The sequence below is a fragment of the Eubacterium sp. BL-380-WT-2B genome, assembly GCF_009696115.1.
GTDB classification, from domain to species: domain Bacteria; phylum Bacillota; class Clostridia; order Eubacteriales; family Eubacteriaceae; genus Eubacterium; species Eubacterium callanderi.
The window spans coordinates 21,965-47,463 of the sequence record NZ_VUMP01000006.1 but is presented as its reverse complement, the minus strand read 5'-3'; the positions used below and the strand labels follow the sequence as shown (position 1 = coordinate 47,463).

The 25,499-nt window shown below is 45.1% G+C and carries 26 protein-coding genes; 19 read left to right on the top strand and 7 right to left on the bottom strand.

Annotated features, from left to right (window positions below):
- The first annotated feature begins 242 nt into the window (after nt 1–242).
- From mgtA to FYJ53_RS12655, 3 genes are all read left to right on the top strand, one after another.
- Nucleotides 243–2,894: a magnesium-translocating P-type ATPase gene (gene mgtA, locus FYJ53_RS12665; RefSeq protein ID WP_013381268.1), complete on the top strand. Its 2,652-nt coding sequence runs from the start codon at nt 243–245 to the stop codon at nt 2,892–2,894.
- Between the two features lie 209 nt (nt 2,895–3,103).
- Nucleotides 3,104–3,910, top strand: a complete 807-nt coding sequence (locus FYJ53_RS12660; RefSeq protein ID WP_013381267.1) for a helix-turn-helix domain-containing protein — start codon at nt 3,104–3,106, stop codon at nt 3,908–3,910.
- 11 nt (nt 3,911–3,921) lie between these two features.
- On the top strand, nt 3,922–4,788 hold the full coding sequence (locus FYJ53_RS12655) for a PhzF family phenazine biosynthesis protein (protein WP_073383568.1): 867 nt from the start codon (nt 3,922–3,924) through the stop codon (nt 4,786–4,788).
- A 55-nt stretch (nt 4,789–4,843) separates the two neighbouring features.
- On the opposite strand, the gene FYJ53_RS12650 is transcribed toward FYJ53_RS12655, so the two are convergent.
- From FYJ53_RS12650 to FYJ53_RS12640, 3 genes are all read right to left on the bottom strand, one after another.
- A complete protein-coding gene (locus FYJ53_RS12650; RefSeq protein ID WP_148427975.1) occupies nt 4,844–6,100 on the bottom strand; it encodes an MFS transporter in 1,257 nt (418 codons plus the stop codon).
- 138 nt (nt 6,101–6,238) lie between these two features.
- Nucleotides 6,239–6,889, bottom strand: coding sequence for a TetR/AcrR family transcriptional regulator (locus FYJ53_RS12645; protein WP_013381264.1), 651 nt, complete (start codon nt 6,887–6,889; stop codon nt 6,239–6,241).
- A gap of 84 nt (nt 6,890–6,973) precedes the next feature.
- Nucleotides 6,974–7,606, bottom strand: coding sequence for a CatB-related O-acetyltransferase (locus FYJ53_RS12640; protein WP_013381263.1), 633 nt, complete (start codon nt 7,604–7,606; stop codon nt 6,974–6,976).
- Nucleotides 7,607–7,746: 140 nt separating this feature from the next.
- Between FYJ53_RS12640 and FYJ53_RS12635 the strand changes: the two genes are divergently transcribed.
- Both FYJ53_RS12635 and FYJ53_RS12630 read left to right on the top strand, forming a co-directional pair.
- Entirely contained in the window at nt 7,747–8,301 is a 555-nt protein-coding gene (locus FYJ53_RS12635; RefSeq protein ID WP_013381261.1) for a GNAT family N-acetyltransferase, read from the top strand.
- Between the two features lie 2 nt (nt 8,302–8,303).
- Complete coding sequence (locus tag FYJ53_RS12630; protein ID WP_200805556.1) at nt 8,304–8,816, top strand: GNAT family N-acetyltransferase; 513 nt, start codon at nt 8,304–8,306, stop codon at nt 8,814–8,816.
- A gap of 30 nt (nt 8,817–8,846) precedes the next feature.
- On the opposite strand, the gene FYJ53_RS12625 is transcribed toward FYJ53_RS12630, so the two are convergent.
- Nucleotides 8,847–9,203 (bottom strand): helix-turn-helix domain-containing protein, encoded by a 357-nt coding sequence (locus FYJ53_RS12625; RefSeq protein WP_013381259.1) that lies wholly within the window; start codon nt 9,201–9,203, stop codon nt 8,847–8,849.
- Nucleotides 9,204–9,411: 208 nt separating this feature from the next.
- Between FYJ53_RS12625 and FYJ53_RS12620 the strand changes: the two genes are divergently transcribed.
- Nucleotides 9,412–9,570, top strand: a complete 159-nt coding sequence (locus tag FYJ53_RS12620; RefSeq protein ID WP_013381258.1) for a hypothetical protein — start codon at nt 9,412–9,414, stop codon at nt 9,568–9,570.
- A complete protein-coding gene (locus tag FYJ53_RS12615; RefSeq protein WP_013381257.1) occupies nt 9,567–9,899 on the top strand; it encodes a helix-turn-helix domain-containing protein in 333 nt (110 codons plus the stop codon). The genes FYJ53_RS12620 and FYJ53_RS12615 overlap by 4 nt, the downstream gene beginning before the upstream one ends.
- A gap of 70 nt (nt 9,900–9,969) precedes the next feature.
- On the opposite strand, the gene FYJ53_RS12610 is transcribed toward FYJ53_RS12615, so the two are convergent.
- Nucleotides 9,970–10,185 (bottom strand): hypothetical protein, encoded by a 216-nt coding sequence (locus FYJ53_RS12610; protein WP_090415326.1) that lies wholly within the window; start codon nt 10,183–10,185, stop codon nt 9,970–9,972.
- Between the two features lie 174 nt (nt 10,186–10,359).
- Between FYJ53_RS12610 and FYJ53_RS12605 the strand changes: the two genes are divergently transcribed.
- A complete protein-coding gene (locus FYJ53_RS12605) occupies nt 10,360–10,875 on the top strand; it encodes a PadR family transcriptional regulator (protein ID WP_013381255.1) in 516 nt (171 codons plus the stop codon).
- A gap of 151 nt (nt 10,876–11,026) precedes the next feature.
- A complete protein-coding gene (locus FYJ53_RS12600; RefSeq protein ID WP_041689897.1) occupies nt 11,027–12,568 on the top strand; it encodes an MDR family MFS transporter in 1,542 nt (513 codons plus the stop codon).
- A gap of 270 nt (nt 12,569–12,838) precedes the next feature.
- Here the strand turns inward: FYJ53_RS12600 and FYJ53_RS12595 are convergent, their stop codons facing one another.
- Nucleotides 12,839–13,093, bottom strand: a complete 255-nt coding sequence (locus tag FYJ53_RS12595; RefSeq protein WP_148427977.1) for a hypothetical protein — start codon at nt 13,091–13,093, stop codon at nt 12,839–12,841.
- 1,343 nt (nt 13,094–14,436) lie between these two features.
- Between FYJ53_RS12595 and FYJ53_RS12590 the strand changes: the two genes are divergently transcribed.
- The 9 genes from FYJ53_RS12590 to FYJ53_RS12550 all read left to right on the top strand — a co-directional run bounded on the left by FYJ53_RS12590 (nt 14,437) and on the right by FYJ53_RS12550 (nt 21,726).
- A complete protein-coding gene (locus FYJ53_RS12590) occupies nt 14,437–15,018 on the top strand; it encodes a hypothetical protein (protein ID WP_013381247.1) in 582 nt (193 codons plus the stop codon).
- Nucleotides 15,019–15,086: 68 nt separating this feature from the next.
- Nucleotides 15,087–15,938: a TlyA family RNA methyltransferase gene (locus FYJ53_RS12585; RefSeq protein WP_013381246.1), complete on the top strand. Its 852-nt coding sequence runs from the start codon at nt 15,087–15,089 to the stop codon at nt 15,936–15,938.
- The gene (locus FYJ53_RS12580) at nt 15,928–16,824 is read left to right on the top strand and encodes an NAD(+)/NADH kinase (protein ID WP_013381245.1); all 897 of its coding nucleotides are present in this window, start codon (nt 15,928–15,930) and stop codon (nt 16,822–16,824) included. The genes FYJ53_RS12585 and FYJ53_RS12580 overlap by 11 nt, the downstream gene beginning before the upstream one ends.
- Nucleotides 16,825–16,829: 5 nt before the next feature.
- Nucleotides 16,830–17,282, top strand: coding sequence for an arginine repressor (locus FYJ53_RS12575; protein WP_013381244.1), 453 nt, complete (start codon nt 16,830–16,832; stop codon nt 17,280–17,282).
- A gap of 48 nt (nt 17,283–17,330) precedes the next feature.
- Complete coding sequence (recN, locus tag FYJ53_RS12570; RefSeq protein ID WP_148427979.1) at nt 17,331–19,034, top strand: DNA repair protein RecN; 1,704 nt, start codon at nt 17,331–17,333, stop codon at nt 19,032–19,034.
- Nucleotides 19,035–19,166: 132 nt separating this feature from the next.
- Entirely contained in the window at nt 19,167–19,826 is a 660-nt protein-coding gene (pduL, locus tag FYJ53_RS12565; protein ID WP_013381242.1) for a phosphate propanoyltransferase, read from the top strand.
- 23 nt (nt 19,827–19,849) lie between these two features.
- Nucleotides 19,850–20,629: a prolipoprotein diacylglyceryl transferase gene (lgt, locus tag FYJ53_RS12560; RefSeq protein WP_013381241.1), complete on the top strand. Its 780-nt coding sequence runs from the start codon at nt 19,850–19,852 to the stop codon at nt 20,627–20,629.
- Nucleotides 20,630–20,793: 164 nt separating this feature from the next.
- Complete coding sequence (locus FYJ53_RS12555; protein WP_013381240.1) at nt 20,794–21,174, top strand: BMC domain-containing protein; 381 nt, start codon at nt 20,794–20,796, stop codon at nt 21,172–21,174.
- A 15-nt stretch (nt 21,175–21,189) separates the two neighbouring features.
- Nucleotides 21,190–21,726 carry a EutP/PduV family microcompartment system protein gene (locus FYJ53_RS12550; protein WP_013381239.1) on the top strand — a complete coding sequence of 179 codons (537 nt, stop codon included), beginning with the start codon at nt 21,190–21,192 and terminating at the stop codon, nt 21,724–21,726.
- Between the two features lie 37 nt (nt 21,727–21,763).
- Here the strand turns inward: FYJ53_RS12550 and FYJ53_RS12545 are convergent, their stop codons facing one another.
- On the bottom strand, nt 21,764–22,381 hold the full coding sequence (locus FYJ53_RS12545; protein WP_143074450.1) for a homing endonuclease associated repeat-containing protein: 618 nt from the start codon (nt 22,379–22,381) through the stop codon (nt 21,764–21,766).
- A 276-nt stretch (nt 22,382–22,657) separates the two neighbouring features.
- Between FYJ53_RS12545 and FYJ53_RS12540 the strand changes: the two genes are divergently transcribed.
- A complete protein-coding gene (locus tag FYJ53_RS12540; RefSeq protein ID WP_013381237.1) occupies nt 22,658–25,399 on the top strand; it encodes a PAS domain-containing hybrid sensor histidine kinase/response regulator in 2,742 nt (913 codons plus the stop codon).
- Nucleotides 25,400–25,499: the final 100 nt, after the last annotated feature.

Below are 25,499 nucleotides of genomic sequence, written 5' to 3'. Positions count from 1 at the left end.
TCATTGCTTGGGCTTTGGCAGAGGTTTTTTTATTGCAATAGAATAAATATAAGGTCGAAAAGGCAGGTGAGAAAAATGGACGTTGGACGAGAGAAAGGCATAGGTCCCGGAAGGGCAGAGGAAGCAGTGGAGGAACCGTGCAAACAAAAGAAATGGGTTTGTTTTTCCACCTCTGGCAGCTGCCTTTACTGAGGCTTGTGTCTTAACAAAACTGATAAACAAAAATTCAGGAGGTTAAGACAATGAAAATGATTTTAAATAATGTAAAAAACAGACTGTTGGAAGCGGCCGTTACAGAGCAAAACACTCTTGTAAAGACTTACAGTGCCGGAAGCTACACAGAAGAAAAGGTTGCTGAAATGCGTGAGGCCTTTGGTGAAAATAAACTGAGCCGCCATCAGAATGATTCTGTCCTGAAGCGAATTTTTGAGGCTTTTGTCAATCCCTTTACAGTTATTTTGATTGTGCTGGCATTGGTTTCATTTATTACGGATGTCGTGATGGCAGCCCCGGGAGAAAAAGATCCTGTGTTTGTGATGATTGTCGGAATCATGGTGCTGATCAGCGGATCACTGCGTTTTTTTCAGGAACAGAAATCAGACCGGGCAGCCGAACGGCTTGGCGAAATGGTCGAGACAACCGCTGCGGTCGACAGGAGTCCGGCCGGAAAAGCAGAGATCCCTCTGGATGAAATTGTGGTGGGGGATATTATCTATCTGGCGGCTGGTGATATGGTTCCAGCCGATGTCAGAATACTGAACGCGCGCGATCTTTTTATCAGCCAGTCCTCCTTGACAGGAGAGAGTGAAGCGGTTGAAAAGTATGGAAATCCGGTAAAAAATACGCAGGGTGATCCGCTGTCCTGTAATAATCTGGCTTTTATGGGAACGAACGTTGTCAGCGGGTCAGCCAAAGCGCTGGTACTGGCAGTTGGCGATGATACGATTTTTGGCTCTCTGGCCAGCCAGCTGAGCCCAAAGCGTCAGGATACAAGCTTTGATAAAGGGGTTAATTCTGTTTCATGGGTTTTGATCCGCTTTATGCTGGTCATGGTTCCGCTGGTATTTTTAGCCAATGGACTGACAAAAGGCGATTGGCCTGAAGCCTTTTTATTCGCGATTTCAGTGGCAGTTGGGTTAACACCGGAAATGCTGCCGATGATCGTCTCGGCAAATCTTGCGAAAAGTGCAGTGGCCATGTCGAAGAAAAAAGTCATTGTCAAAAATCTGAGTGCTATTCAGAATTTTGGCGCCATGGATGTTTTGTGTACCGATAAAACAGGAACCCTTACGCAGGATAAGGTGGTTCTTGAGTACCCTTTAGACATTCATGGCAATGAGGACGACCGTGTCATGCGTCATGCTTTCCTGAACAGCTGGCACCAGACAGGCCTTAAAAACCTGATGGATCAGGCGGTCATTAATCATGTTGATCTGGGAACTGCCGCTGTATTAAAAGAAGAATACCGGAAAGTGGACGAAATTCCCTTTGATTTCAACCGCCGCCGTATGAGTGTGGTGGTAGCAGACGGCACTGGCAAGACCCAGATGATCACAAAGGGTGCCATTGAAGAAATGCTGAGTGTGTGCAGCTTTGCAGAGTACAAGGGTAAGGTCGAGCCCATCACCGAAGAGGTTCGGAATGAAATCCTCGAGCAGGTACGGCGTTATAATGACGCCGGCATGCGGGTTTTGGGTGTGGCGCAAAAGACAAACCCAGCACCGGTGGGGCTGTTCTCGGTCGCGGATGAATCCGACATGGTGCTGATCGGCTACCTGGCTTTTCTCGATCCGCCAAAAGAAAGCACCGAAGCGGCCCTGAAGGTTCTTAAAGAGTATGGTGTGGGTGTTAAAGTGCTGACAGGTGACAATGAAGTAGTGACAAAAGCAATCTGCCGCCAGGTCGGTATGCCGGCCCGGGAGATACTGTTAGGCTCAGATATTGAAAAAATGGACGATGACACCCTGGAAAAAGCTGTTGAGAGGACCGATATCTTTGCCAAGCTCTCTCCACTGCAAAAGGTGCGGATTGTGGAGGCATTAAAGAGTAATGGGCACACCACTGGGTTTCTGGGAGATGGGATCAATGACGCTGGCGCCATGAAGACGGCCGACGTAGGGATTTCGGTCGATACCGCTGTGGATATCGCGCGCGAGTCCGCGGACATTATTCTGCTGGAAAAAGACCTGATGGTGCTGGAGGAAGGTGTGGTAGAGGGCCGTAAAACCTATGCCAACATCATTAAATATATTAAAATGACCGCGAGCTCAAATTTTGGCAATATGTTTTCTGTTCTGGCGGCCAGCATTTTTCTGCCTATGCTACCTATGCTGCCCATGCAGCTTTTGGTGCTCAACCTGATTTATGACATCTCCTGCACGGCTATTCCGTGGGACAATGTCGACCCGGAATATCTGAAGGTTCCAAGAAAGTGGGATGCCTCCTCCATTGTTAAATTTATGCTCTGGATGGGGCCTGCCAGCTCTGTGTTTGATATTACCACCTATTTGTTTCTGTTCTTCTACATTTGCCCTATGGTTTTCGGTGGCGCCTTCCATACCCTTGACCAAACGTCTCAGATCGGGTTTATTGCGCTGTTCCATGCCGGGTGGTTTGTCGAGTCCCTTTGGACTCAAACACTGGTCATTCATATGATCCGTTCGCCAAAGTTGCCCTTTATCGGGAGTCATGCTTCCTGGCAGCTGACAGGATTAACCACCCTGGGAATTGCCATCGGCACGCTTCTGCCCTTTACCTTTATTGGAGCAGCTCTCGATATGGTGCCGCTTCCGGGAATGTATTTTCCGTTCCTCATAGTCACAGTGCTGATGTATATGGTTCTGGTGACAATGCTGAAAAAATTTTTTGTCCGCCGCTATGGCGAACTGCTTTGAGCATACTGGAAACCTGTGCAGACGAAACGTCCCGCACAGGTTCTTTTTATATCGAGGTCACAGCGGTTGTTTCCGGGCGCGTTAAATGATAAAATGTCTGGAAACAGGCTGAAAATAAAGAATGCAACCGTTGGTTGACAAAATGTAAAAAAGGGTTGGTAGCCTGATAAACCATGCCTTTGCTAAAATAGGAAACGGAGGTGGAAAGAATGACATTTCAAGAAAGACTGTTTCAGCTTAGAAAACAAAAAGGGTTTTCACAGGAAACGCTCGCAGAGCGTATGGGCGTTTCCAGACAGGCCGTTTCTAAATGGGAATCGGGACTATCCAATCCGGATATCAATAATCTTGTTTTTCTGAGTGAAATTTTTGAGGTTTCTTTAGATGAGCTCATAAAAGGCGAGGCGCCGCAGGCTTCTGAGAAAGAGGAGACGATAAAAATTGTGGAAGTTCCCTGCAGCCGGCATTATGAATATAAAAGCCGGCATCATATTGGCGGTATTCCTCTGGTTCACATAAATGTTGGATGGCGCGGCGGACGTTTCAAGACGCATTTCAAGGCAAAGGGCATTATCGCAGTTGGAAACATTGCGACAGGACTTATCTCCATTGGCTTGATTTCAGTGGGACTTTTTTCTTTTGGGGCGTTGAGTTTTGGTCTGCTGGCGCTCGGAGGGTTAGCTCTGGGGCTTATGCTCGCCTGTGGCGGCATGGCTGCAGGGGGAATCGCAATCGGCGGCGTTGCTTTAGGAGTCTTTGCGCTCGGTGGACTGGCGGTAGGGATGTTTGCCAGCGGCGGATGTGCCATCGCTTCCCATATAGCAGTGGGCGGTTATGCAAGAGGGCATATTGCCTGTGGCGACATCGCCAGAGGCGTGCGAATTATTGAGCGGCATATCAGTGGTAGCGGCACTGTCATTGACAGTGAGATGATGATATTAGCCATCAGGCAGGAATTTATAGGAATGTGGGCGCCTTTCCGGGAGTTTCTGATAATGCTTTATGGGGGATGGTAAGGAGTTGAAAAATGAAAATATATATAGTTGATTCATTCACAGAAAAGCGGTTTTGCGGGAATCAGGCAGGCGTTGTTCTTCTCGAAAATGGAGAGGATTTCCCCAATCCTGATTTTATGCGTTTGCTGGCCGCAGAGCTGCGCTATTCTGAAACCGCTTTTGTAAAGAAACTGGAGAGAGAAGCCTTTAAATTGAGGTATTTCACACCAGCGCAGGAGGTTGAGCTCTGCGGGCACGCGACCATTGCGGCCTTTACGGTTTTGCGTGAGGAAAGCGTCATAAAAGTTGGAAGCTACAGGGCTGAGACAATGGCCGGTTCCCTTGAGATCGAAGTGTCCGGTAAAGATATCTGGATGGAAATGGCCGCGCCAAGAACGATTAAAATTTTTGAGCGGAAAGAAAGCGCGGCCCTTTACGCTTCCCTGTCGCTTGACAAATCTGACGTACCCGAAACGTTGGTGCCTCAGATTATAAACACAGGCCTCAGCGATATTATGCTGCCGGTAAAAAGCCAAATGGCTTTGGAAAAAGCGGTATTAAATGCTCAGGAGGCTTCTCGATTGTCTGCTGCTTATGATGTGACAGGGATACATCTTTTTTGTCTGGAGGAGGCGCTGGAAGTCACGGCCCGCTGCCGTAATTTTGCGCCAGCCTGCGGGATTGATGAGGAATCCGCCACAGGCACCTCCAATGGCGCGCTGACTTGGTATCTCAGGCGGCATGGCCTTATAAAGCCCGGTGAGATCAATTGTTTTATTCAGGGGGAGGCTATGGGAAAGCCTTCAATGATTAAAACAATTTTTGATGAGAAAGAGGAAAAGCCGCGCATCCGGGTTGGCGGCACAGCAGTCATTGTGCTTAAGGGAGCGCTTGTTTAGATTAACATAGAGTAAAAGAGATGATGTGCCGTTTTTGCCACACCATCTCTTTTTTTTAATTTTCCTCTGCTGGAAGGAGTTCAATGCTTTGAAAAATTTTGCGTGAAGCCAGAGTGATGACAATGGCAATAAGACCAGTGCCAAAAATGACTGTCCAGGGAGCACTGTCGGATATTTTAAATAGAAAACCATACAGTGCCTGCCCGATGGGCTGTGAACATACTGAAATTGCCATGATAAAAGACATCACCTTTCCAATTAGGCTTTCCGGTGTAATGATCTGCACATAAGACATCATCATAACGGTAAAAATAGAGGCCAGTGCCATGAGCGACATTCCAAAGAAGGTGATGACCGCGTAGCTGATCATTGACGGCAATCCGAGCAGAAGCACGAGGCCCATTGGAAGAACACAGAGAGCAGAACCAGCCAGAATGAGGTGTGCTTTATCCTGGGTGAGCTTGTTTGAAAGCAGGCTGACAAGAACGCCGCCGAGAAGCGCTCCGGCCATCATGATCCCTTGAGCGATACCGTAAAGCTGGCTGGAAAGGCCAAGATTGATGGTGATGACTGTAGGCATCCCGATAATGAACATAGAGGTGATAAAAAGGTTAAAGGCACAGACGACAAGCAGGGCTTTAAAAATAACGGGCTGTTGATGCAGAATAAAGCTAAGGCTGTCCCGCATATCGCCTTTGACAATGGAAAAAACAGAGCTCTCGGCTGGCCGCTTTTTATAGGGCATGTGAATAAAAATTTCCATGACTGCAGAAAGGAAGAAGCTGATGCCGCCAATAAAGATAATGGGGGTAAGACCAAAAAAACCATAGAGCATACCACCGAAAACAGGTCCTAAAAGCGAGGAGAGAGACTGTACCTGGTTGACAACAGCGTTGGATTTCATCAGGTTTTCGGGTGAAGAAAGCATGGGAATGCTGGACTGGACCGAAGGGCTGTAAAAGGACTGAATAATGGAAAGCAATACCATCATAACGCCAATCAAAACCACTGCATGATCAGGGACAAAAATAAGGCCGAAAATAATGACAATTCCTGAGGTGATAAAATCCAAAATGACCATGATGTTCCGGCGATTCACACGGTCTGCAATAATACCGCCGATAGGGGACAGCAGGGCCATCGGAATCATTGATATGGCCATGATCGAGCCAAAAACAGCCGAAGAGCCTGTAAGATTAAGCAAATAAAGCGGCAGGGCAAAACGTAAAATCGCATTCCCGAACAGTGAGATAATCTGCCCGAGAACGACCAGGGTAAAATCCCGGTTGAAAAGTTTTGAGTTGGTATTCATGGTAAAAACCTCCAAAAAAAATTTAATACCGACCGATGGTATGTAAAAAGCTAAAAAATGCTGCTCCTTTAAGGAGCAGTATTAATACCACATCCCCAATGTATTAACTAAGCACTGGGTATGTGGTGATGCTTGAATTTACTCTTCAGAGTAAACGGCGTCGGCAAAGACGTCGATGGCTTTTTTAACAGCCTCATTGATAAGGTTTAATCCCTGAGAAGAAAGAAGGGTATCAAGAAACTTAATTTTTTCATAAAACTCTTCCCGCGTTTTGGTAAACAGCGCAGGCGTAATCCAGAGATTCGACAGCAGAATTAGGGTTTCTGCCAGCTCTTTCGGATATTGGGTATGAATCGAGCCGTCTGCGACCCCCTGCTCAATTAGGACTTGAATGGCGGGGGCGGTGTCCTCCATTGAGGTTTTAACCTGCATGACCAGCATCCGCGCGTTTTTTAACAGGTCGGGAACCATGTGATAAACCGCGTGGTTAAAGGGGCTTTCCAGCGATATAATCATACACTGCTGCAGGCGTTCCAAACCAGTTTTATTTGTCGGGTTCTGCGTCATTACATCCGAAAGACCCTGCTCCTTGTAAAAACGGTCAGTCACAGCATCGAGAATTTCTTCCTTGCTTTTAAAATGGTGGTAAATTGCGCCCTTGCTCAGGTCGCCGAGCGCATTGACGATATCTTGAATCGTTGTGGCTTCATAGCCTTTTTCCATAAATAATTCCCAGGAGGTGTCCAGAATACGGTTAATTGTTACCTCGGGATGTTTGTTTCTAGCCATAGCTACTTCCTTTTTAGATACATTCGGTTGGTATGTAAAGATGATACCATCACATTTTTTTATTGTCAAGCTAATCGTTATAATTTAAGCATTCTTCATAAGGGCGTCAATATTTCCAGATGTAATGTCTGTCAGGTATCTCTGAACTTTCTCGGCAGGCCAGTCCCACCAGCTTATTTTAAGCAGTTTATCAATTGTCTTTTCATCAAAGCGTTTTTTTAACGGTTTAGCTGCAACACCGCCGACAATGGTGAAGGGCTCTACATCCTTTGCGACAACGGCTCTGGAACCTACGATGGCGCCATGTCCGATATGGACGCCGGGAAGAATGATGGCCTCATAGCCGATCCATACATCACTTCCGACAATGGTGTCGCCTTTGTTTTCCCAGCTATCCTGAATTTGAAGTGGCATGTCCCAATCATCGGAAAAGAGAGGGAAAACAAAGGTGGATAACGAGTCCATCGCGTGATTGGCGCCGTTCATAATAAATTTTGCGCCACAGGCGATGGATCCGTATTTTCCGATAATTAAGCGGTCATGATTGATGGGATAGTGGTAGAGAACATTATTCTTTTCAAAATTGCGGGGATCATTGACAAAGTCGTTATAAACGGTAAAGTCCCCGACTTTAATTGCGGGGTCTGTTATGGCGTTTTTGAGATAAATACTGTTTATATCACCCTTTCGGGGATACATTTTATTTGCGTTTGGCATTCTGTTTCCTCCTTAAGTCTTTTAATGATTATACCACAGGATATAAAATTTAACCGAAGTGTAAAACGTAAAAAGGCTTTTCTTTTTCCGAAAAAGGTGTTAATATTAAAGACCCTGATTACGAGATTGGAGGACGGTGAATGATTGAGAAAATACTTTTTACGGATCGGCTGGTCCTGAGACGTTCAGAGACAGTACTCTCTGGAATGGTAGCCGAGTATTTTATACGAAACGCCGATTTTCTGAAAGCCTGGGATGCGGCGCATGACTCAGAGTTTTATACAGAAGCTTACCAGAAAAAAGTTTTGGAACAGGATGAAAAAAATTTTTTTCAGGGGCAGAGTTTAAGGTATTGGCTGATGCCTGAAAATGAAAACGTGGTTATTGGTAACATTTCTTTTAACAATATCGTTATGGGACCATTTTGCTCATGCTTTCTCGGTTACCGGTTGGATGAAAAAAGGCAGGGAAGAGGGCTTATGACAGAAGCCCTGAGGAAAGGGATTGAAACAGCCTTTGGACCGCTGGGACTTCACCGAATTGAAGCCAATATTATTCCCAGAAACAGAGCGTCTCTGCGGGTAGCCGAAAAACTTCATTTCAGGAATGAAGGCTTATCCTCAAAATATTTAAAAATTAACGGTGTATGGGAGGACCACATTCACATGGTTTTATTGAACGAGGAGATGGAATGAACATGATTTTAGAAACAGAACGATTATCACTCAGAGAAATGAATGACGATGACTTTGCAGACCTCTGTGAGATGCTTCAGGACCCTGTTGTTATGACGGCCTATGAACATGCTTTTGAGGATGAAGAAACAAGACAGTGGCTGGAGAATCAAAAAAGACGCTACCGTGAAGATGGTTTTGGTTTATGGGCCGTGCTGCTCAAAGAAACCGGAGAAATGATCGGGCAGTGTGGCCTGACCCGGCAGTGTGTGGGCGAAAACTGTGTTTTAGAGATTGGCTATCTGCTTAAAAAGGATTTCTGGCATGAAGGTTATGCAACCGAAGCAGCCACTGCCTGTAAACAGTATGCCTTTGAGGTTTTAGAAGCTGAGGAGGTCTTTTCCATTATACGGGATACGAACACCGCCTCACAGGCCGTAGCAAAACGTAACGGAATGACGTTGAAGGGAGAAATACTCAAGCACTATTATGAAATGGATATGCCCCATTTACTTTATTCAGCAGTGAGAAAATAAAGAACTCCCCTTTTGGGGAGAGGTCAGCATTTAAGATTCTTTATCAAGGGCAATCCGGTGCTTTTCATAGGTTTTTATCATATCCAGCACATAGATTTGTTCCTCTGGGCGGAGATCAACCAGAATTTCATGAATCTGTGTTAAAATCTCATTGGCATTCCACTCGGGGAGCGGATAGGCCATCGGGCCCTCCTCGCGGAGCAACCACTCTTTGCTGATTTCCAGTGTTTTACAGATTGTATCGACATAAGAGACTCGCGGATGCTCTGTTTTGTCGCGTTCGATATCTGTAATAACCGTACGTGAGGTGCCTATTGCTTCAGCCAGTTTATCCTGAGAAAATCCTTTTGCTTTGCGCGCTTCTTTCAACCGTTCTCCGATACTCAATAGTCAACCCCCTTTTATAGTATTTGTTTTTTAATTTACCATACTTGAGACCCGCTGTCAATCAGTGAATTAGGGATATAAACTCCTCTGTTACCAGTGTTTTAAATACTTAGTTGACATTCAGAGTGAATTAATATAAAATGAATTTAATAAACGAAAAAGAATATAAAATACATATACTTAGACCTGATGAATGGAGGAGATTCCAGTGAGTAAAGAAAATGCGGTTGTTGAGGAAATTCTCGAGCATTTGAGTCAGGCCACACCTGAATTTCAAAAGGAAATTCTTTCGGTGGTAACAGAGCTAAAGGCGACCTCGGATCCCGATGATACAGCTTCTAAGGAAAGAAAGGAGCACAGGCAATGAAGGAACTTGACCACAAAGCCATTGGTTTGAGAATCCGAAAACAGCGGATACTTCTAAAAATGAGCCGTGAAGAGCTGGCGCAGAAAATAGGAGTTTCCACTACATTTTTGACAGATATAGAGTTGGGAACAAAAGGATTTTCACTTAAGAGTCTGAACCGTTTTTCTCAGGTACTCAAAATGTCGGCAGATGCTATTTTATATGGACCAGAAAATTCTGGTAAAACGACGGGTTTGCTGGATGCAATGGCTCAGTGCCCTGAGGAGATAGTCCACTGCGCAGAAGAGATAATTCTGCTTTTCCTTTTAAGCCACCAACGCGAACAATAAATTAAGCAGCATGATAATAAAAGCAAACAGGGACCCTTTGGCAAAGGCCTCTGTTTGCTTTTATTTTAGGTCAATATTCTATTTTCTGAGGTGCAATGCCGGCCAGGTCAGATTCATCTAAATAAATTGAGACTTCGCCACATTTTGGGCAGACCGCAGCCTTTGGCTTTCCGATCGTTTCGCCAAATGTACCCTCTTTTGTAACTTTTAAGCCATTACCTGAGCTGTCAATTTTAATGTCAAAGCTTTCGCTCATTTCATATTGACAATGTGGACAAATTCGCATTTGTTACACCTCCAATTATATTATATGGTCTTATTATATCACATTGTATGAAATTGGTGAAGCTATTTAAGTATGTTTGTAAAAGACTATGCTCTGAATTTGGGATTGACTTTTTCTAAAAGATGGTCTATACTGATACTAGTCTCGATTATACTAGTTGTCGAAGGAGAAGTGATGTCGACAGTAAATTTATTAATTCTGGGTGTTTTAATGGAACAGCCCATGAACGCTTATGAAATGCAAAAAGTTATGGACAGCCGCTATATCAAACGGTGGACTAAGATCAGCACCCCCTCTATTTATCGAAATCTTGTGACACTCTGCGAACGGGGATATATTGATGGAGAGGTGGTTAAAGAAGGGGAAATGCCGCAAAAAACCATCTACACCATAAACGAAAAAGGAAAGGCCTGCTTTTTCGATTTGATGGAGAAATGTATTGATAAGCCCGAAACGGTCTATCTGCCTTTTACGGCATTTATTGCGAATATTGAAAAGCTTGATGATGCGACTGGAAAAGCAATGCTTGATCAATTATATCAGACTTTTTTTGACAAAGCGCATCGGCTTGAAACAGTGGCAAAGGGACCTTTGGTATATCAGGGAACTTCGGTCATTGATTTGAACCGTAGAATGTACCTGCTGTTTTGTGATTGGATTAAAGAATTTAAAGAGAATTATTACGGATGACTGGCATTACCGTTTATCCGTTTGTTTTTAACTTTATAGTATATTCGATAGTAGTATAAAAGAGATTATTCCGCCTCTAATGCGGTTTTATTTTAAGTTTAATAGTATCGTTGATACTAGTATCAAGTAGATGAAAGAAGGATTTATTTTAATGAAAAAAACAGATAATACATCAACTACATTGATTTTGATCGGTGTAATGGTCAGCCTTTTGCTGGCAGCCCTTGACTCGACAGTTGTCAGTACTGCGATGAAGCCTATTATCGAGGATTTAGGCGGTATGGCTTATTATGCATGGCCTTTTACAGCCTACATGCTTTGCTCAACAATGGCGACATTAATCTGTGGCGGTATTGCGGATATTTATGGTCATAAGCCACTTTTTATGAGTGGAATCATTGCTTTTAGCCTGTTTTCAATGCTTTGCGGAATATCTCAGAATATTTTTCAACTCATTGCGTTCAGAGGTCTCCAGGGGATTGGTGGAGGTTTAATTGCAGCGAGTGTATTTACTGTGATTGCGGATGTATTTCCACCACAAAAAAGAGGGAAATATATGGGGATCGTTTCATCAATGTATGGACTGGCCAGCGTCATAGGACCTCTGGCTGGAGGGTTCTTTTCAGATCATTTAGGCTGGCGGTGGATTTTTTATATGAATTTGCCCATTGGTATTGCAGCCGCTGTACTGATTGGCATAGCGCTTCCAGGAATTAAAAACAACCGTAAAAGCTTGGATGTTTTGGGAATTTTTCTGTTAGCTATGGGTGTGATTCCTCTGCTGTTGGTTTTGAGTCTGGCAGGTAAGGAAATTGGCTGGTTTTCTCTTCACATGAATCTGGCACTTTTGTTCTCGGTACTGGTACTGATCGGATTTGGATTTCATGAGAAAAGGGCTATGAACCCCATTATACCGCTGTCATTTTTGACTAACAGGGCCATCAGCTTTTCTTTTGCGACCGCCTTTTTAGCTCAGTTTGTTATGCTTGCCGCCATCGTTTATCTGCCCTATTATGCCCAGGGCGTTATGGGAATTTCAGCAACGGCATCGGGCATTACGACCATTCCCATGATGCTGGCTCTGTTGATTGCCAGTAATTTTACTGGCAGAATGATTTCGAAATACGGAAAAGCGCCAAGATTGTCAGTTGTATCTTTTGTCATTCTTTTGCTTGGTGCGTTTCTGCTTTCGCACATTGGGGCAGGCACGCCTTACGTGTTGATAGTTACGTATATGTCGATCCTGGGTTTTGGCATTGGCATGAGCATGCCCATCGCGAATGTCAACGCTCAAAATGCCTGCCCTCCGCCCCAGATAGGAACGGTGACTTCGTCAGTGCTGTTTTTTAGAAATATTGGCGGGACAGTGGGATCTTCGATGTGCGGGGCAGTCATGAACGAAGGACTGACAAAGGGAATGTCAAATCTGGATGTGGGCAGCCTTCCGGATACAGTCACGGCGCTCCTGAAAAATCCTCAGGTTATTATTAACGCAGATGCGGTCGACCAGATTCGCACAGGTATACCGGCAATCCTTGTCGATGGTTTTAATACGCTGCTGGGGCAGGCTAAAGAAGTCATTGCGATGTCGGTAGATCATGTTTTCCTGATCTGTGTGGCAGCAGGTATTCTGGGCATTGTAGCCTCGTGTCTTATGAAGGAAGCGCCTTTGCTTTGGAAAACAAAGCCATAAAAAGAGCAGCCGCTTTTAATGCGGCTGCTCTTTTTGATGTTGATATTGGCCGACAGCTGTCACGTATGAGGACCAGGTGGCATGTGGACACCGCACTCTGTGCCTGTTTTCAGAACTTCGTAATAACCGTCAATCCATTCAGACAGGCCTTGAAGCATATGGTTTTTAATCATGTTTTGAGTGTTCGGATTTTTAAACATTTTCTGCATGGCCAGGGAGATGATGGGAAGAGGAAGTTTAAATAATGGCGCAGAAAAGATATTTTTAAGATCAACCCAAGAGAAGCACATATCTGAACCCTTTTTCTGTAAGCTTTAACATCCGGGCTATCCTCTTTGGTGAATGGGCAAAACGGTCATAGGTGCCGACCTCTAAGATAGCGCCTGCATTGACATAATGTTGGAGATAGTGGACCCGGATCCAGTCAGTTATATCCGCCTGAAGCCTGATGCGCAGGGAGCTGCAGCCAAAAACTGCCTTTAAAACAATTAAGCGGTCGATTATCTGGCCGCTGCTTTCACCCAACAGGGTGTCTTCAGAAAAGACAATAGTCTCAACCGACGAATCGGAGCTTCCTCCCCGCTCACCTGTGATGGAAAAGCCAACAGATATTCCGCTGGTGCAAAAAAGGGTTGGAGCTCTGACTCAATGACCCAGTGGTTCTGCATAAAAATTAAGAGAACGTCTCCTTTTTTATCTTTTAATTCTGGAATAATGGCTGGTAGCTGGAAGCGGTTGACAGTAACAAAGATCAGATCATAATTGTCTTTGAGCCCGGTAACGATTTGGGGATGTAGTGGAAACGCTTCAGTATTTCCAGTTTTTCACATTTATCGATCAGCATGAGATCATAGCCTTTTTTGAGCTTCTCTGATACGTTGAGAGCGGAACAAGACATCGACTTGTTGCAGGCTGGATAAAAGCCAGCTGTATACCAGACCGATGGTTCCGGCGCCGTCGATAAGTCTTTTCATTGTTTAACAACCTTTTTGTGCTTTGATTATTACATTTTACCACAGGGGCTTTAAGAAAAACGAAATACCTGTATTACAAAAGTTTGACGATAAAAAATGGGGAGAGCGAAATATGATTTTAGAGGATGCTCTGGCGCATATACACCCAATATTCACGCATTTTGGGAAAAGCAGCTTAAATATTGTTTAATCTTTACATATTTATACAGTTTTTCGCTTGTCGTAAAGAAAGGAAGGTGATATAATCTTATACAGGTGGTGCAGTATTCTAGTCGGCACTGTTGATCACCAGGGCGGGCCTAAAAATCCGTCGAAGGGCATATCGATGAAGTCCCTTGTGAATGCTTTTGACGCCCAGTTGGGGGTGTTCACCGGGGGTTAAGGAAGATGGGGCAACCTGCAATGGCATGTGGGCTTCTGACCCTGCTTCCGTGGAGACCTGTCTAATGATAGGGAAAACCTGTGAATGTGTTTCATTCTGTAGTGGAATGGAGTACTGAAACAGTGTAGCCTGCCTTGAGTGGCTTAGGTGGATGGGCTGACAGTTTTATAATTTCCAGGGCCCGGAGAGTATAAAATATTGCGTTCGAAACCTAATCTGCAAAAGAGGCTAAGGATCAATGGGTGTTGTCGAGGAAAACTCCTAGACTGCTCGCAAGAGGTATAGTGGGGATTATAGTGCACACTTAGTGGTAATTCAGTCCTGCATCCGGTGACGCTGCAGACTACATGTAAAGGGAAACCGCTTTGACGGCGACGTCTTAGTCATGTTTTGGGAAATCCTACTGAACCTATGTCGCAAAGTTTACTCATTATGCTACCACCCCATGAAAGAATGTGAAGGAATTATGCGTCGCATAATTCCTTTCTTTTTAGTTTAAAACTGGAGAATTGATGAAAACAAACAAGAAAAATTTGTCTAAAAAGGAATTAAAAGAGCGCAAGCACCGCCATTGGGTGATCGGAGTTTCCATTGGAACCTTCTTTTCGACCATGCTGGTCACTTATATTTCGGATACGCTTTTAGCCCATACGGGTCTTCTGATTTCTTTCCTTATTTTATTTGCCATTATTGCTTTTGGGATACTGGCGGATATTGTGGGTGTGGCCGTGACAGCGGTTAATATTGAGCCTTTTAATGCCATGGCCGCCAAAAAGCTAAAGGGTGCTAAGACAGCGGTCTCTTTGGTCAGAAATGCTCCGCGGGTGTCAAATGTCTGTAATGATGTTATCGGGGATATCTGCGGCATTGTCAGTGGCGCTACGGGCGTCAGCATTGCCACACAGCTTCTGCGCTTTTATCCGCTCTTTAACGCGGTTGTTTTGAGTCTGGTAATGAGCGGGTGCATTGCCTGCCTGACGGTTGGCGGCAAGGCTCTTGGCAAGGACCTGGCAATGAAGAACAGTACCTCGATTATCCACGGCTTTTCAGTGCCTGTGGCAACCGTTAAGATTTTATTCAAGGGCTGTGAATAACAGCCCGGTTTTGATGGACTTATTATGCCGGCAGACCGGTATCATTTTATAAATAGAAAGTAGAATGTATGAAAAAAGAACGATTTGATAAATATCTCGTTGATCACGGCTTTTTTGATTCTCGGGAAAAAGCTAAAAAAGCCATTATGGCCGGGCTGGTTATGGTGGGCGGCCAAGTCAAGGATAAAGCAGGGGATCAGCTGGCGGTGGACTTAGACCCATCCGTTATCGAGATCAAGGGCAATCCCATCCCTTATGTGAGCCGGGGAGGACTCAAGCTGGAAAAAGGACTTTCGGTTTTTCCGTTTCCGGTACAGGATGGTATTTTCCTTGATATCGGTGCATCGACCGGGGGCTTTACAGACTGTCTGCTGCAAAATGGCGCCGCAAAAGTATACTCGGTGGATGTAGGATATGGCCAGCTTGACTGGCGTCTCCGAGGAAATGAACGGGTAGTGTCCATGGAACGCACGAATTTTAGAAATCTGGAAAAAGGCGCGATCCCGGATAGTGTGGACGGAACGGTTATGGATGTCTCCTTTATTTCAATCACAAAGCTTCTGGACGCGATCCGCTTGTTTTTAAAGGATGGTGGAAAGGGTATCTGGCTTATTAAGCCCCAGTTTGAAGCAGGGCGCGATAAGGTGGGTAAGAAGGGTGTTGTCCGGGATAAAAAGATCCATCAGGAGGTACTGGACAGGACACTTACACAGATTATGGAAAAGCATTTTAAGGTTTTGGGGTTAGATTATTCACCTATACAGGGGCCTAAGGGGAATATTGAATTTCTCTGCTTTGTCGAGAAATTGACAGAATCTGAGACTGCCGGGCTTGAAAACCGTGAACAATTGATTGAGCAGGTAGTCAATACAGCCCACAGCGCCTATAGCAAGAAAGATGGGGAAAGCAATGATGAATGAAGTTGGCATCTATCTCAATTGTGATAAAAGCGATAGTGTGGAAATGGCTGCTAAGTGTATCCGCTACCTAAGAAGGCGTGGAATACAGGTCGCTCTGCTCAATCATCAGATGGAGCCGGATGGAGATCCTGGGGTGAGCATCTATTCCAAGGATGAATTTTACAAGAAGCCGGACTGCATCGTGGTATTGGGCGGAGACGGAACACTGCTGTCTGTTGCCAGGGCATCCTGCATTTACGACATGCCCCTTTTCGGCATTAACCTTGGAAAGCTGGGCTTTTTGACAGAAGGAGAGGCTTCCAACTATGAGCACCTGTTAGAGGCTCTGTGCGATGGCGAGTTCTTCCTTGAAAAGCGGATGATGCTGTCCTCTTCTATACATCGGCCAAACGGCAAGTGCGAGACCTTTCTGGCGCTCAACGACGTTCTTGTGAAAAATACCGGCTTTAGAATGATGGATATTAAAGCATACGCCGGGAAAGAGGGCGAGAACATGATCGACTTTTTCAGAGCAGACGGGATGATCATTGCAAGCCCGACCGGTTCGACCGCCTATTCGCTGGCGGCTGGCGGACCGGTGGTGGCGCCTGGAACAGACGTCATGATCGTCAATCCTATCTGTCCGCACCGGCTTCACGACCGTGCTTATGTGATTGCCGCAGAGGAAGATATCACCATTCGTTTTGATGAGCGTGAGCGGGATATTATTGTAAGCTTTGACGGGCAGAATATTATCCCCATTGGCGCGAGGGATGAGGTTATAGTGAAAAAAGCACCCTATACGGCCAATTTAGTCCGGCTCAACAATGTGAATTTCTACGATCGTCTGAGGAAAAAGCTTTCTGACGATGTGCTTAGCAATATCAGCAATAAAGACAGGAGGTAGACGCCGTGAAAGTAGCAAGACAGACTAAAATCATTGAAATCATTGAAAATAATCAGATTGAAACCCAGGAAGAGTTGGCCGAGCACTTAAAACAGAGTGGCTACAAGGTGACTCAGGCTACGATTTCGAGGGATATTAAGGAGCTTAAGCTTATTAAGGTCATGGGGCAGGACGGACGCCAGTACTATTCCTCCTTAAAAGATATGGGAACCATATACGATGAGCGGGTCGTGGCAGTTTTCAGGGAATCCGTTTTGACGGTTGATACAGCAACCTTTTTAGTAGTGCTTCATACGTTGCCTGCTATGGCCCAGGCGGCCGCTCTGGCCATTGATTCCATGGAGTGGAGTGAGGTGGTCGGCACTGTGGCCGGAGACGATACCATTTTTGTCGCCGTCCGGGAGCAAAATGATGTCAATGAAATCGTAAGCCGCTTTAAAAAATTGATGAAGCCCTGACGGCATCGGGTAAAATAGCCGACAGATTAAAGCACAGGAGAGGTTTTTATGCTGTTAAATATCGTCATTAAAAATTACGCTCTGATCGAGGCCTTGAATATCGACCTGGATCCGGGGCTCAATGTGATCACTGGGGAAACCGGTGCCGGTAAATCCATTGTCATCGACGCGCTTACGCTACTGCTGGGGCAGAGGGGCAATAAGTCCAATATCCGATACGGTGCGGATAAAATGGTGGTACAGGGGCTGTTTGATATTGACGGAAACCAGGCAGTTGCCGCCAAGCTGGCCGAATTTGGTATTGAGCCAGAGGATGGGCGTCTCATTTTGACCCGTGAAATTGACACAAAGGGGAAGAATGTGTGCCGGGCAGACGGGATGATCATCACCGTAACACAGCTCCGGGCCATCGGTGACAACCTGATTGATATCCACGGACAGCATGAGCATCAGTCACTGTTTCAACGGGAGAACCACCGTCATCTTTTGGATGATTTTGGCGGTGATCCAGCCAGGGAGCTGCTGGGCACTGTGGCGGAAGATGCTGCGAGGCTTAAGGAGCTCAGTCAGAAAATCCGCGGTCTTGAAAAGGATGAGCGGGAAATGGAACGCCAGAAGGAAATGTTCTTGTATGAGCTCAAGGAAATTCGGGCCGCAAAGCTGATCGACGGTGAAGAAGAAAGCCTGGAGAGTGATAAAAAGATTCTTGTCAACAGTGAACAGCTTTTCAGAAGCGCCAATGAAGCCTACCAGGTTTTAAATGGTGACGAAAACGCCTACCAGACCGCCCTCTTGGCATTGTTGACCGAGCTGGGTGACCGCATACGGGACATTTCGGAGATTGACAGCGGCTTTAAGGCCTATGAGGCTGTGGTGGAATCGGCTTACCAGGAGCTTGAGAATCTGTCCTTTGAAATCCGCAGCTATATTGACGGTATTGACTTTGACATGAATAATCTGGATGAAGTGGAAAAGCGTCTTGGCGTGATCACCGGGCTCAAGCGAAAGTATGGAAGCTCGATCAAAGAGATACTGGATTATGGTACGATTTTGGAAGAACGGCTTTCTGGCCTTATGAACCGCGATGAGCAGATCGAAAAATTCCAGAAGCAGTATAAAAAAATTCTGAGGGACTATGAAAGCCGGACCACTGCGCTTCATGAAATGCGCAAAAAAGCCGGACAGGTATTTAAGGAAGCCCTTGAACGTGAGCTGAAGGATCTGGCTATGGAAAAAACGGTGGTACAGGTACAGATCAGTCAGGAAAAGAAGCTGATCTCGCCTAAAGGACAGGACCAGGTTGAATTTTTAATCTCAGTTAATCCTGGAGTGCCTCCCAAGCCGCTGCGCAAAATTGCCTCGGGAGGGGAGATATCCCGTATAATGCTCGGTATCAAAAGCATTTTTGGCGACCGAGACCGGATTCAGACTATGATTTTTGACGAGATTGACACAGGCATCAGCGGAAGGACTGCCCAGGCAGTGGCGGAGAAGGTTTTTGAGCTCAGCAAGACCCACCAGATTATCTGCATTACTCATCTGCCGCAGATTGCCTCGATGGCGGATAAGCATTTTTTGGTTGAGAAAAAATCAGACGATGACGGCGTTGAAGTGAATTTTGGACCACTTGGAGAACAGGAGCGCCAGAATGAACTGGCCCGGATGCTCAGCGGCGCAGAGGTGACTCAAACGACTCTCGATCATGCCGCTGAAATGCTGGAAATGACCAAAAAACTAAAAAAGACAAAATAGTAGCAGTCTTTAAAATGCGAAATGCGCAAAATGAACAAAATAGTGCATTAACAAGTGAATAATTTTTAGGTAGAATAAAGCAAGGTAGAGAAACTTAAAAATTAATGGTTAATGAAAAGGAGATTAGTATTTATGGAACGCAGAGTACCATTGGGATTATCAAACAAACACATTCATTTGTCCCAGGAGGATTTAGAAGCTTTATTCGGTGAAGGCTATGAGCTGACACCGAAAAAATTTCTGGTTCAGCCTGGACAGTTTGCAGCGGTTGAAAAGGTCGATATTGTAGGACCAAAGAACACACTGGCAGGGGTTCGTGTTTTAGGTCCGGTTCGTCCAGAGACACAGCTGGAATTAAACATCGCAGATGGTGTTAAATTAGGAATCCATCAGGTTCCGATCCGCTTATCCGGGGACCTGGAAGGTACACCGGGCTTTACCATTATCGGACCAAAGGGTAAAGTAGTTAAGGAAAAGGGGATGATCGTCGCTGAAAGACATATCCACTTATCCACCGAAGAAGGTGCTAACTACAATCTGAAGGACGGCGATATTGTTTCGGTTCGTCTGAAGGGTCCTCGCGGCCTTGTTTTCAATAATGTGCTGGTTCGTGTTGGGGATAAACACAAAATGGAAATGCACATTGATATCGAAGAAGGCAACGCAGCCGGCGCGCGCAATGGACAGCTGGCCTGTATCGTCGATAAGGAAACCGCTACAATTGATTATCTGACCATCTGTGATGACGGAAGTCCACTTCCGATGGTTGGCGATCTGCCAGAAAAAGAATAAATTAAAATTATTGGAGGAATGCCATGCCAACACCGAACCCTACAGCGTTTACGATTTTCAATATTGAGGTGAAATGGTACGGAATCCTCATTGCCGCAGCCCTGGTAATCGGGATGGTAATTGCAGTTAAGCGCAGTTCAAAATACGGCATCAAGAGCGATGACATCATGGATTTTTTTCTGTTCCTGGTTCCATCCATTATCGTGGGCGCGCGGCTTTATTATGTTATTTTTGAATGGGGCTACTATTCAAAACACCTTAATGAGATTATTATGACGCGCTCCGGCGGACTGGCCATACACGGCGGTATTATCGCCGGAGTGATCGTCGGGATTATTCTGTGCCGGGTAAAGAAGATCAATTTCTTTTCTCTGGCGGACACGGTGATCCCTGCATTGCCGCTGGGGCAGGCCATTGGGCGCTGGGGCAATTATCTTAACCAGGAAGCTCATGGCACCATCACCGATCTGCCCTGGGCCATTACGGTGAACGACCCGATTCTGGGGATGATTCGTGTTCATCCCACCTTTTTATATGAGTCCATCTGGGATTTGCTCGTTTTTGGATTCTTGTTCTTTTATGAAAAGAAATTCAAAAAAGTCAACGGCGAGCTGCTGTTTTTGTACCTCGCACTGTATTCTGTAGGACGCTTCTTTATTGAAGGCCTGCGGACGGACAGCCTGATGTTTATGAACATGCGTGTAGCCCAGCTGATTAGTCTGGCGCTCGTGATCGTAGGGTTTGGCGGCATCATTGTCCTCAGAAAAAAATTTGGCGGCGAGCACTTAAACAGTGGCGAATAAGTCTTTAAAACACTCCTGATCAGGGGTGTTTTTTGGGTTAAAATACAAAAAATAGCTTTATCAAACAAGTATTTCCATGTTTTGCTTAAAGATTAAATGTTACAATACATAGTAATACAATAATAAAAAATGAAAAGTTATGGGGATTTTTAGGAGGGACTTCAATGGATGTGAACAATATACTGGGATCAAACGAAGGCAAACTTCGTATCATACAGGAAACCGTACCGGGAAAACAGGTTACACTGGCACATATTATCGCGGGTCCAGACCCGATCGTTTACCAGAAGCTGGGTTTAAACCCAAGTGTGGATTATAATAAGGCAGCCATTGGTATTTTAAGCATGACACCAGCGGAAATTGCTGTTATCGCAGGGGATATGGCCATCAAGACCGCCCCGATTGACATGGGTTTTATTGACCGTTTCAGCGGCACCTTAATCTTTACAGGCCGTATTTCCGATGTTAAATCAGCGGTCAATGCAATTCTGAGCTACCTTCAGGGAACATTAGGCTTTACCATCTGCGAAATTACAACAACATAGAATGAAGGCGACTTTATGAAAAAGATGATTTTGGTTGGCAGGAGTGAATGCGGAAAAACCACGCTGCGCCAGGCGCTGAAGGGCGATACCATTCAATATGAAAAAACGCAATATGTCAATCACTTCGATGTAATTATTGATACACCGGGCGAATACGCCGAAACAAATACACTGGCGCGGGCACTGGCCCTCTATTCCTATGAGGCGGACGTGGTAGCTCTTTTGATTAACGCGACCGAGCCCTATTCCTTATATCCGCCCAACGTCGCACCTGTGGCAAACAGGCCGGTGATTGGGATTGTTACGCAGATCGACCATCCCTGCGCCAATACGGAACAGGCCATCGAATGGCTTAAACTGACTGGCGCTGACCCGATCTTTCCGGTGAGTTCTTATACGGGAGAAGGAATCTGGCAACTTTTAGAATACCTGAAGGAGCCGGGTGATGTCCTTCCCTGGGAAAACCAAGAGGAGGCTGAACAGGAAAGAAACGTAAAATCCACAAAATACGAGATCCAGGAATTTGGTCAGAAGGATTTTGAATTTATCTAAAAAAAGATGGTGTGCCAAAAGGGCGCACCATCTTTTTTTAGAGATCTTTTAAGATTTCATCCCACACATCACCGATTCGGGTTGTGCCGAAATAATTAAGACAGGTCGAAACTGTTGGAAGATTTTTGTTTGCGTCTATTTCCTTACGGGTTGGTTTTTTACCGAGGCGTTTAAACTCATCCAGCAGCATCTGTGTGATAATGCTCTTAGAGTAACGGCGGCGTCCCTGGGAAGCAGCTTCTTCGGCGGGTTCAGGATCATTGGCGACTGCTTCAGCAGATTCGGAAATTTCGGGGACGGCAGGAGCTTTCTCCTTGACTGACGTTGGAGTAAGGGCAGAAGCACTGATGCCGGAAGCTTTGACTGCCTTTTCCCATTTCTTGAAAAAGCCAAGATAAGCTTTTGCCGGGGGATCAATCATATCTTCAGGAGCGGGTACACGTCCTAATTCAACGGCTCTCTTTTGTAATTGCTCAATGAGTGTCTTTTTTTCGTAATATTTTCCCATGGTTACCTTCCCTTGATTAACAATAATTTCAAAATTATAAACGGTTATTATTATAGCATAAAACAGTGTAAATACAAGTGAAAATAGACCTGTAAAGTAATAAAAAATAAAACTTCTGGCAATAAAAAACAGGCGGGATAAATCCAAAGCCTGTTTGGTGCTAATTCAGTCGTACTACAGCAAATTTTATACAATAATACAATAATTTACCGTATTGATTATACCACAACGTCATGCAGATGTAAAATAAAGTTTTCAAATTCGCCACGTAAAAAAACATTTAAAAAAATAACAGTAAAAAAATTCGCAAAAGAATAGTGGCAATACTGGATTATTAATTGATTTTAAAAAGCTGTTAAGATATAATGTGAACAAGTGGTTATATTATGATTGAAAGCGACCATGAAGGAGTGAATGGTATTAATGAAAGATAAAAATGAAATAAAGCCGGAATCAGCCGGTGAGCGGATGATGCTGGATGGTATGGGCGTCGGGATATGCAGACTCCTTTTGAGTGAAGAACTACCAGTGCTTTGGGCAAATACAGAGTTTTACAGAAGTATTGGTTATACAGAAGAAACATACCAGGCGCAATTTTCAAATCTCAGGCATTACTATCAGGCCTATCCTGAAGATTTTTATATGCTTAAGAACGCGTTGTTTCTGGCTTTTGATTCTGGGAAGACCCGCGCGAAGGCAGTCTGCAGGATGCCTGTTTTAGAGGGAGAGGCATGGTTTCAGGTGACTGCGACAATGGCAGAAGCTGGGCAAGAGGATGAACCAGTGATTAACGCCGTATTTGTTGAAGTTACAGATATTGTTTCGCTGCAGGAGCAGCGAATGCATTATTTCAAATTAATGATGGATGAATATGTCGGAAATATTTATATCAGCGATATGTCTACCTATGAGCTTTTGTATGTGAACAAAGTATCCTGTGAAACACTGCAGCAGCCAATGGAGAAAATTATTGGGAGAAAATGCTATGAGGTGATACAGGGGCGGTCGACACCCTGCCCTTTCTGTACTAATGACCGTTTAACTGAGGATTCCTTTTATGAATGGGAATTTTTCAATCCGATTTTGGATAGGACCTTTATGATTAAGAACCAGATTGTGAATTGGTATGGACACAAAGCCCGGATTGAGCTGTCTCATGATATGTATAGCGCAGAGTACAAGCTCGCGAAGAAAGACCGTGAGCGTGAAGCTCTGCTCAGAACCATTCCCGGTGGCTTTGCACGTCTGGACGCCCGGGATTTCAAGACTGTTCTTTGGTATGGCGCGGACTTTTTAGATATGATTGGTTATACCAAAGAGCAATTTGAAAAAGAGCTGCATTCCCAGTGTACCTACATATATCCTGACGATCATGCCCGAGTGAAAAAAACTATTGCCGAGCATCAGGCTACAGGGCAGAATACCGTGTTTGAGGTTCGGATCAAAAAGCGGTCAGGTGAACAGCGTATCCTGACCATTACCATGTGCTATGTGGATGGTTTGGACAGCTGGGATGGTATTCCTTCCTTTTACAGCGTCGGACTGGATATTACAGAGGAAAGGCAAGAGCAGCAGAGGCAGCGTATAGCTCTGGAGGACGCCTATCAGGCAGTGCGTGTAGCTAACTCCGCCAAAACTGATTTTCTGTCGTCCATGTCCCACGATATCCGGACGCCTATGAACGCAATCATGGGCATGACAGCCATTGCCAGGGTAAACCTGGAAAGTCCGGAAAAAGTTGGGGATTGTCTGAATAAAATTAATGTCTCCAGCCGGCATCTTCTCAGCCTGATTAATGAAGTTTTGGACATGTCGAAAATCGAGAGCGGGAAGCTTGACCTGTCCTTTGAAGCCGCTGAACTGCCAGAGCTTATCCAGGAAGCGTCGGATATGTGTAAAGCGCTGTTAACTGAGAAAAAGCATGATTTCAGAGTGATTGTCGGACAGGTGCAGCATGAAAAGGTCATCACCGATGGAGACCGTCTGCAGCAGGTCTTTCTGAATCTGCTGTCCAACGCCATCAAGTATACGCCGGAGGGCGGGAAGATCACTCTGCTGATTAACGAGAAGCCTTCGATTATTCCTAAAAAAGGCCAGTATGAATTTATTTTTACGGACAATGGTATCGGAATGGAACAGGAATTTCTTACACAAATTTTTGAACCCTTCTCTCGAGCTGAGGATTCGCGTATCAGTAAAGTTCAGGGAACTGGTCTTGGCATGGCCATTACTGAAAACATTGTGCATATGATGAATGGTACTATTGATGTAAAGAGCGAGCCAGGAAAGGGCAGCCAGTTTATTGTGACGGTACCGCTGGAGCTGCAGATTGAGGAAGAGCAAAGCGACGACGCGCTGGCAGGACTGCCGGTGCTGGTGGTAGATGATGATCAGATCGTGTGTGAAAATGCCGCGCTGCTGCTGAATGAACTGGGGATGCGCGGATATTGGGTTTTATCCGGGGCAAAGGCGGTCCAGAGCGTTCGGGCCGCCCATGACCGCGGTGAGGATTATTTTGCGGTCATCCTGGACTGGAAAATGCCTGAAATGGACGGCCTTGAGACAGTCAGAGTGATCCGGGAGCAAATGGGGGAAGAGGTACCTATTATCATAATTTCCGCCTATGATTTTTCGGATATCGAAGACGAATTTCTACGCGCAGGAGCAGATGCCTTTATCACCAAGCCACTATTTAAATCTAAGATGCTGCACGTGCTCCAGCTATTTTGCTGTACGGCCAAGACAGAGACTGAGAATACCAGAGAAGAAGAGGCCCATGACAGACTTTTGGGTAAACGTCTTTTATTGGCTGAGGATAATGACCTCAATCGTGAGATTGCCGTTGAACTTCTTAAAATGCAGGGAATTTTGGTGGAGACTGCGGAGAATGGAAAACAGGCAATGGAGATGTTTAAAACGTCAGAGCCTGGATACTATCAGGCGATCCTGATGGATATTCAAATGCCGGTTATGGACGGTTATGAGGCGACAAGCAAAATACGGGCGATGCACCGGACGGATTCGGATATACCAATTTTTGCGCTCACTGCTAATGCTTTTGTGAGCGATATAGGTAAAGCCCAGAGCGTAGGCATGAATGATCATGTCTCAAAGCCCATTGATATGGAAAGGCTTACAGATATTTTGGAGCAGTGGATCGGGTAATTAACAACAGGCGTGTAGGGAAAGCTTTTTGCACGCCTGTTGTGTTTTTGTATAAAAAACAAAAAATATTGATTGAAAAATATTTTATTAAAAATTAAAT

Bases quoted from the DNA above. Each gene is read 5' to 3' on its own strand.
- mgtA (WP_013381268.1), top strand. From the start codon at position 243: ATGAAAATGATTTTAAATAATGTAAAAAACAGACTGTTGGAAGCGGCC.
- FYJ53_RS12660 (WP_013381267.1), top strand. From the start codon at position 3,104: ATGACATTTCAAGAAAGACTGTTTCAGCTTAGAAAACAAAAAGGGTTT.
- FYJ53_RS12655 (WP_073383568.1), top strand. From the start codon at position 3,922: ATGAAAATATATATAGTTGATTCATTCACAGAAAAGCGGTTTTGCGGG.
- FYJ53_RS12650 (WP_148427975.1), bottom strand. From the start codon at position 6,100: ATGAATACCAACTCAAAACTTTTCAACCGGGATTTTACCCTGGTCGTT.
- FYJ53_RS12645 (WP_013381264.1), bottom strand. From the start codon at position 6,889: ATGGCTAGAAACAAACATCCCGAGGTAACAATTAACCGTATTCTGGAC.
- FYJ53_RS12640 (WP_013381263.1), bottom strand. From the start codon at position 7,606: ATGCCAAACGCAAATAAAATGTATCCCCGAAAGGGTGATATAAACAGT.
- FYJ53_RS12635 (WP_013381261.1), top strand. From the start codon at position 7,747: ATGATTGAGAAAATACTTTTTACGGATCGGCTGGTCCTGAGACGTTCA.
- FYJ53_RS12630 (WP_200805556.1), top strand. From the start codon at position 8,304: ATGATTTTAGAAACAGAACGATTATCACTCAGAGAAATGAATGACGAT.
- FYJ53_RS12615 (WP_013381257.1), top strand. From the start codon at position 9,567: ATGAAGGAACTTGACCACAAAGCCATTGGTTTGAGAATCCGAAAACAG.
- FYJ53_RS12610 (WP_090415326.1), bottom strand. From the start codon at position 10,185: ATGCGAATTTGTCCACATTGTCAATATGAAATGAGCGAAAGCTTTGAC.
- FYJ53_RS12605 (WP_013381255.1), top strand. From the start codon at position 10,360: ATGTCGACAGTAAATTTATTAATTCTGGGTGTTTTAATGGAACAGCCC.
- FYJ53_RS12600 (WP_041689897.1), top strand. From the start codon at position 11,027: ATGAAAAAAACAGATAATACATCAACTACATTGATTTTGATCGGTGTA.
- FYJ53_RS12590 (WP_013381247.1), top strand. From the start codon at position 14,437: ATGAAAACAAACAAGAAAAATTTGTCTAAAAAGGAATTAAAAGAGCGC.
- FYJ53_RS12585 (WP_013381246.1), top strand. From the start codon at position 15,087: ATGAAAAAAGAACGATTTGATAAATATCTCGTTGATCACGGCTTTTTT.
- FYJ53_RS12580 (WP_013381245.1), top strand. From the start codon at position 15,928: ATGATGAATGAAGTTGGCATCTATCTCAATTGTGATAAAAGCGATAGT.
- recN (WP_148427979.1), top strand. From the start codon at position 17,331: ATGCTGTTAAATATCGTCATTAAAAATTACGCTCTGATCGAGGCCTTG.
- pduL (WP_013381242.1), top strand. From the start codon at position 19,167: ATGGAACGCAGAGTACCATTGGGATTATCAAACAAACACATTCATTTG.
- lgt (WP_013381241.1), top strand. From the start codon at position 19,850: ATGCCAACACCGAACCCTACAGCGTTTACGATTTTCAATATTGAGGTG.
- FYJ53_RS12555 (WP_013381240.1), top strand. From the start codon at position 20,794: ATGGATGTGAACAATATACTGGGATCAAACGAAGGCAAACTTCGTATC.
- FYJ53_RS12550 (WP_013381239.1), top strand. From the start codon at position 21,190: ATGAAAAAGATGATTTTGGTTGGCAGGAGTGAATGCGGAAAAACCACG.
- FYJ53_RS12540 (WP_013381237.1), top strand. From the start codon at position 22,658: ATGAAAGATAAAAATGAAATAAAGCCGGAATCAGCCGGTGAGCGGATG.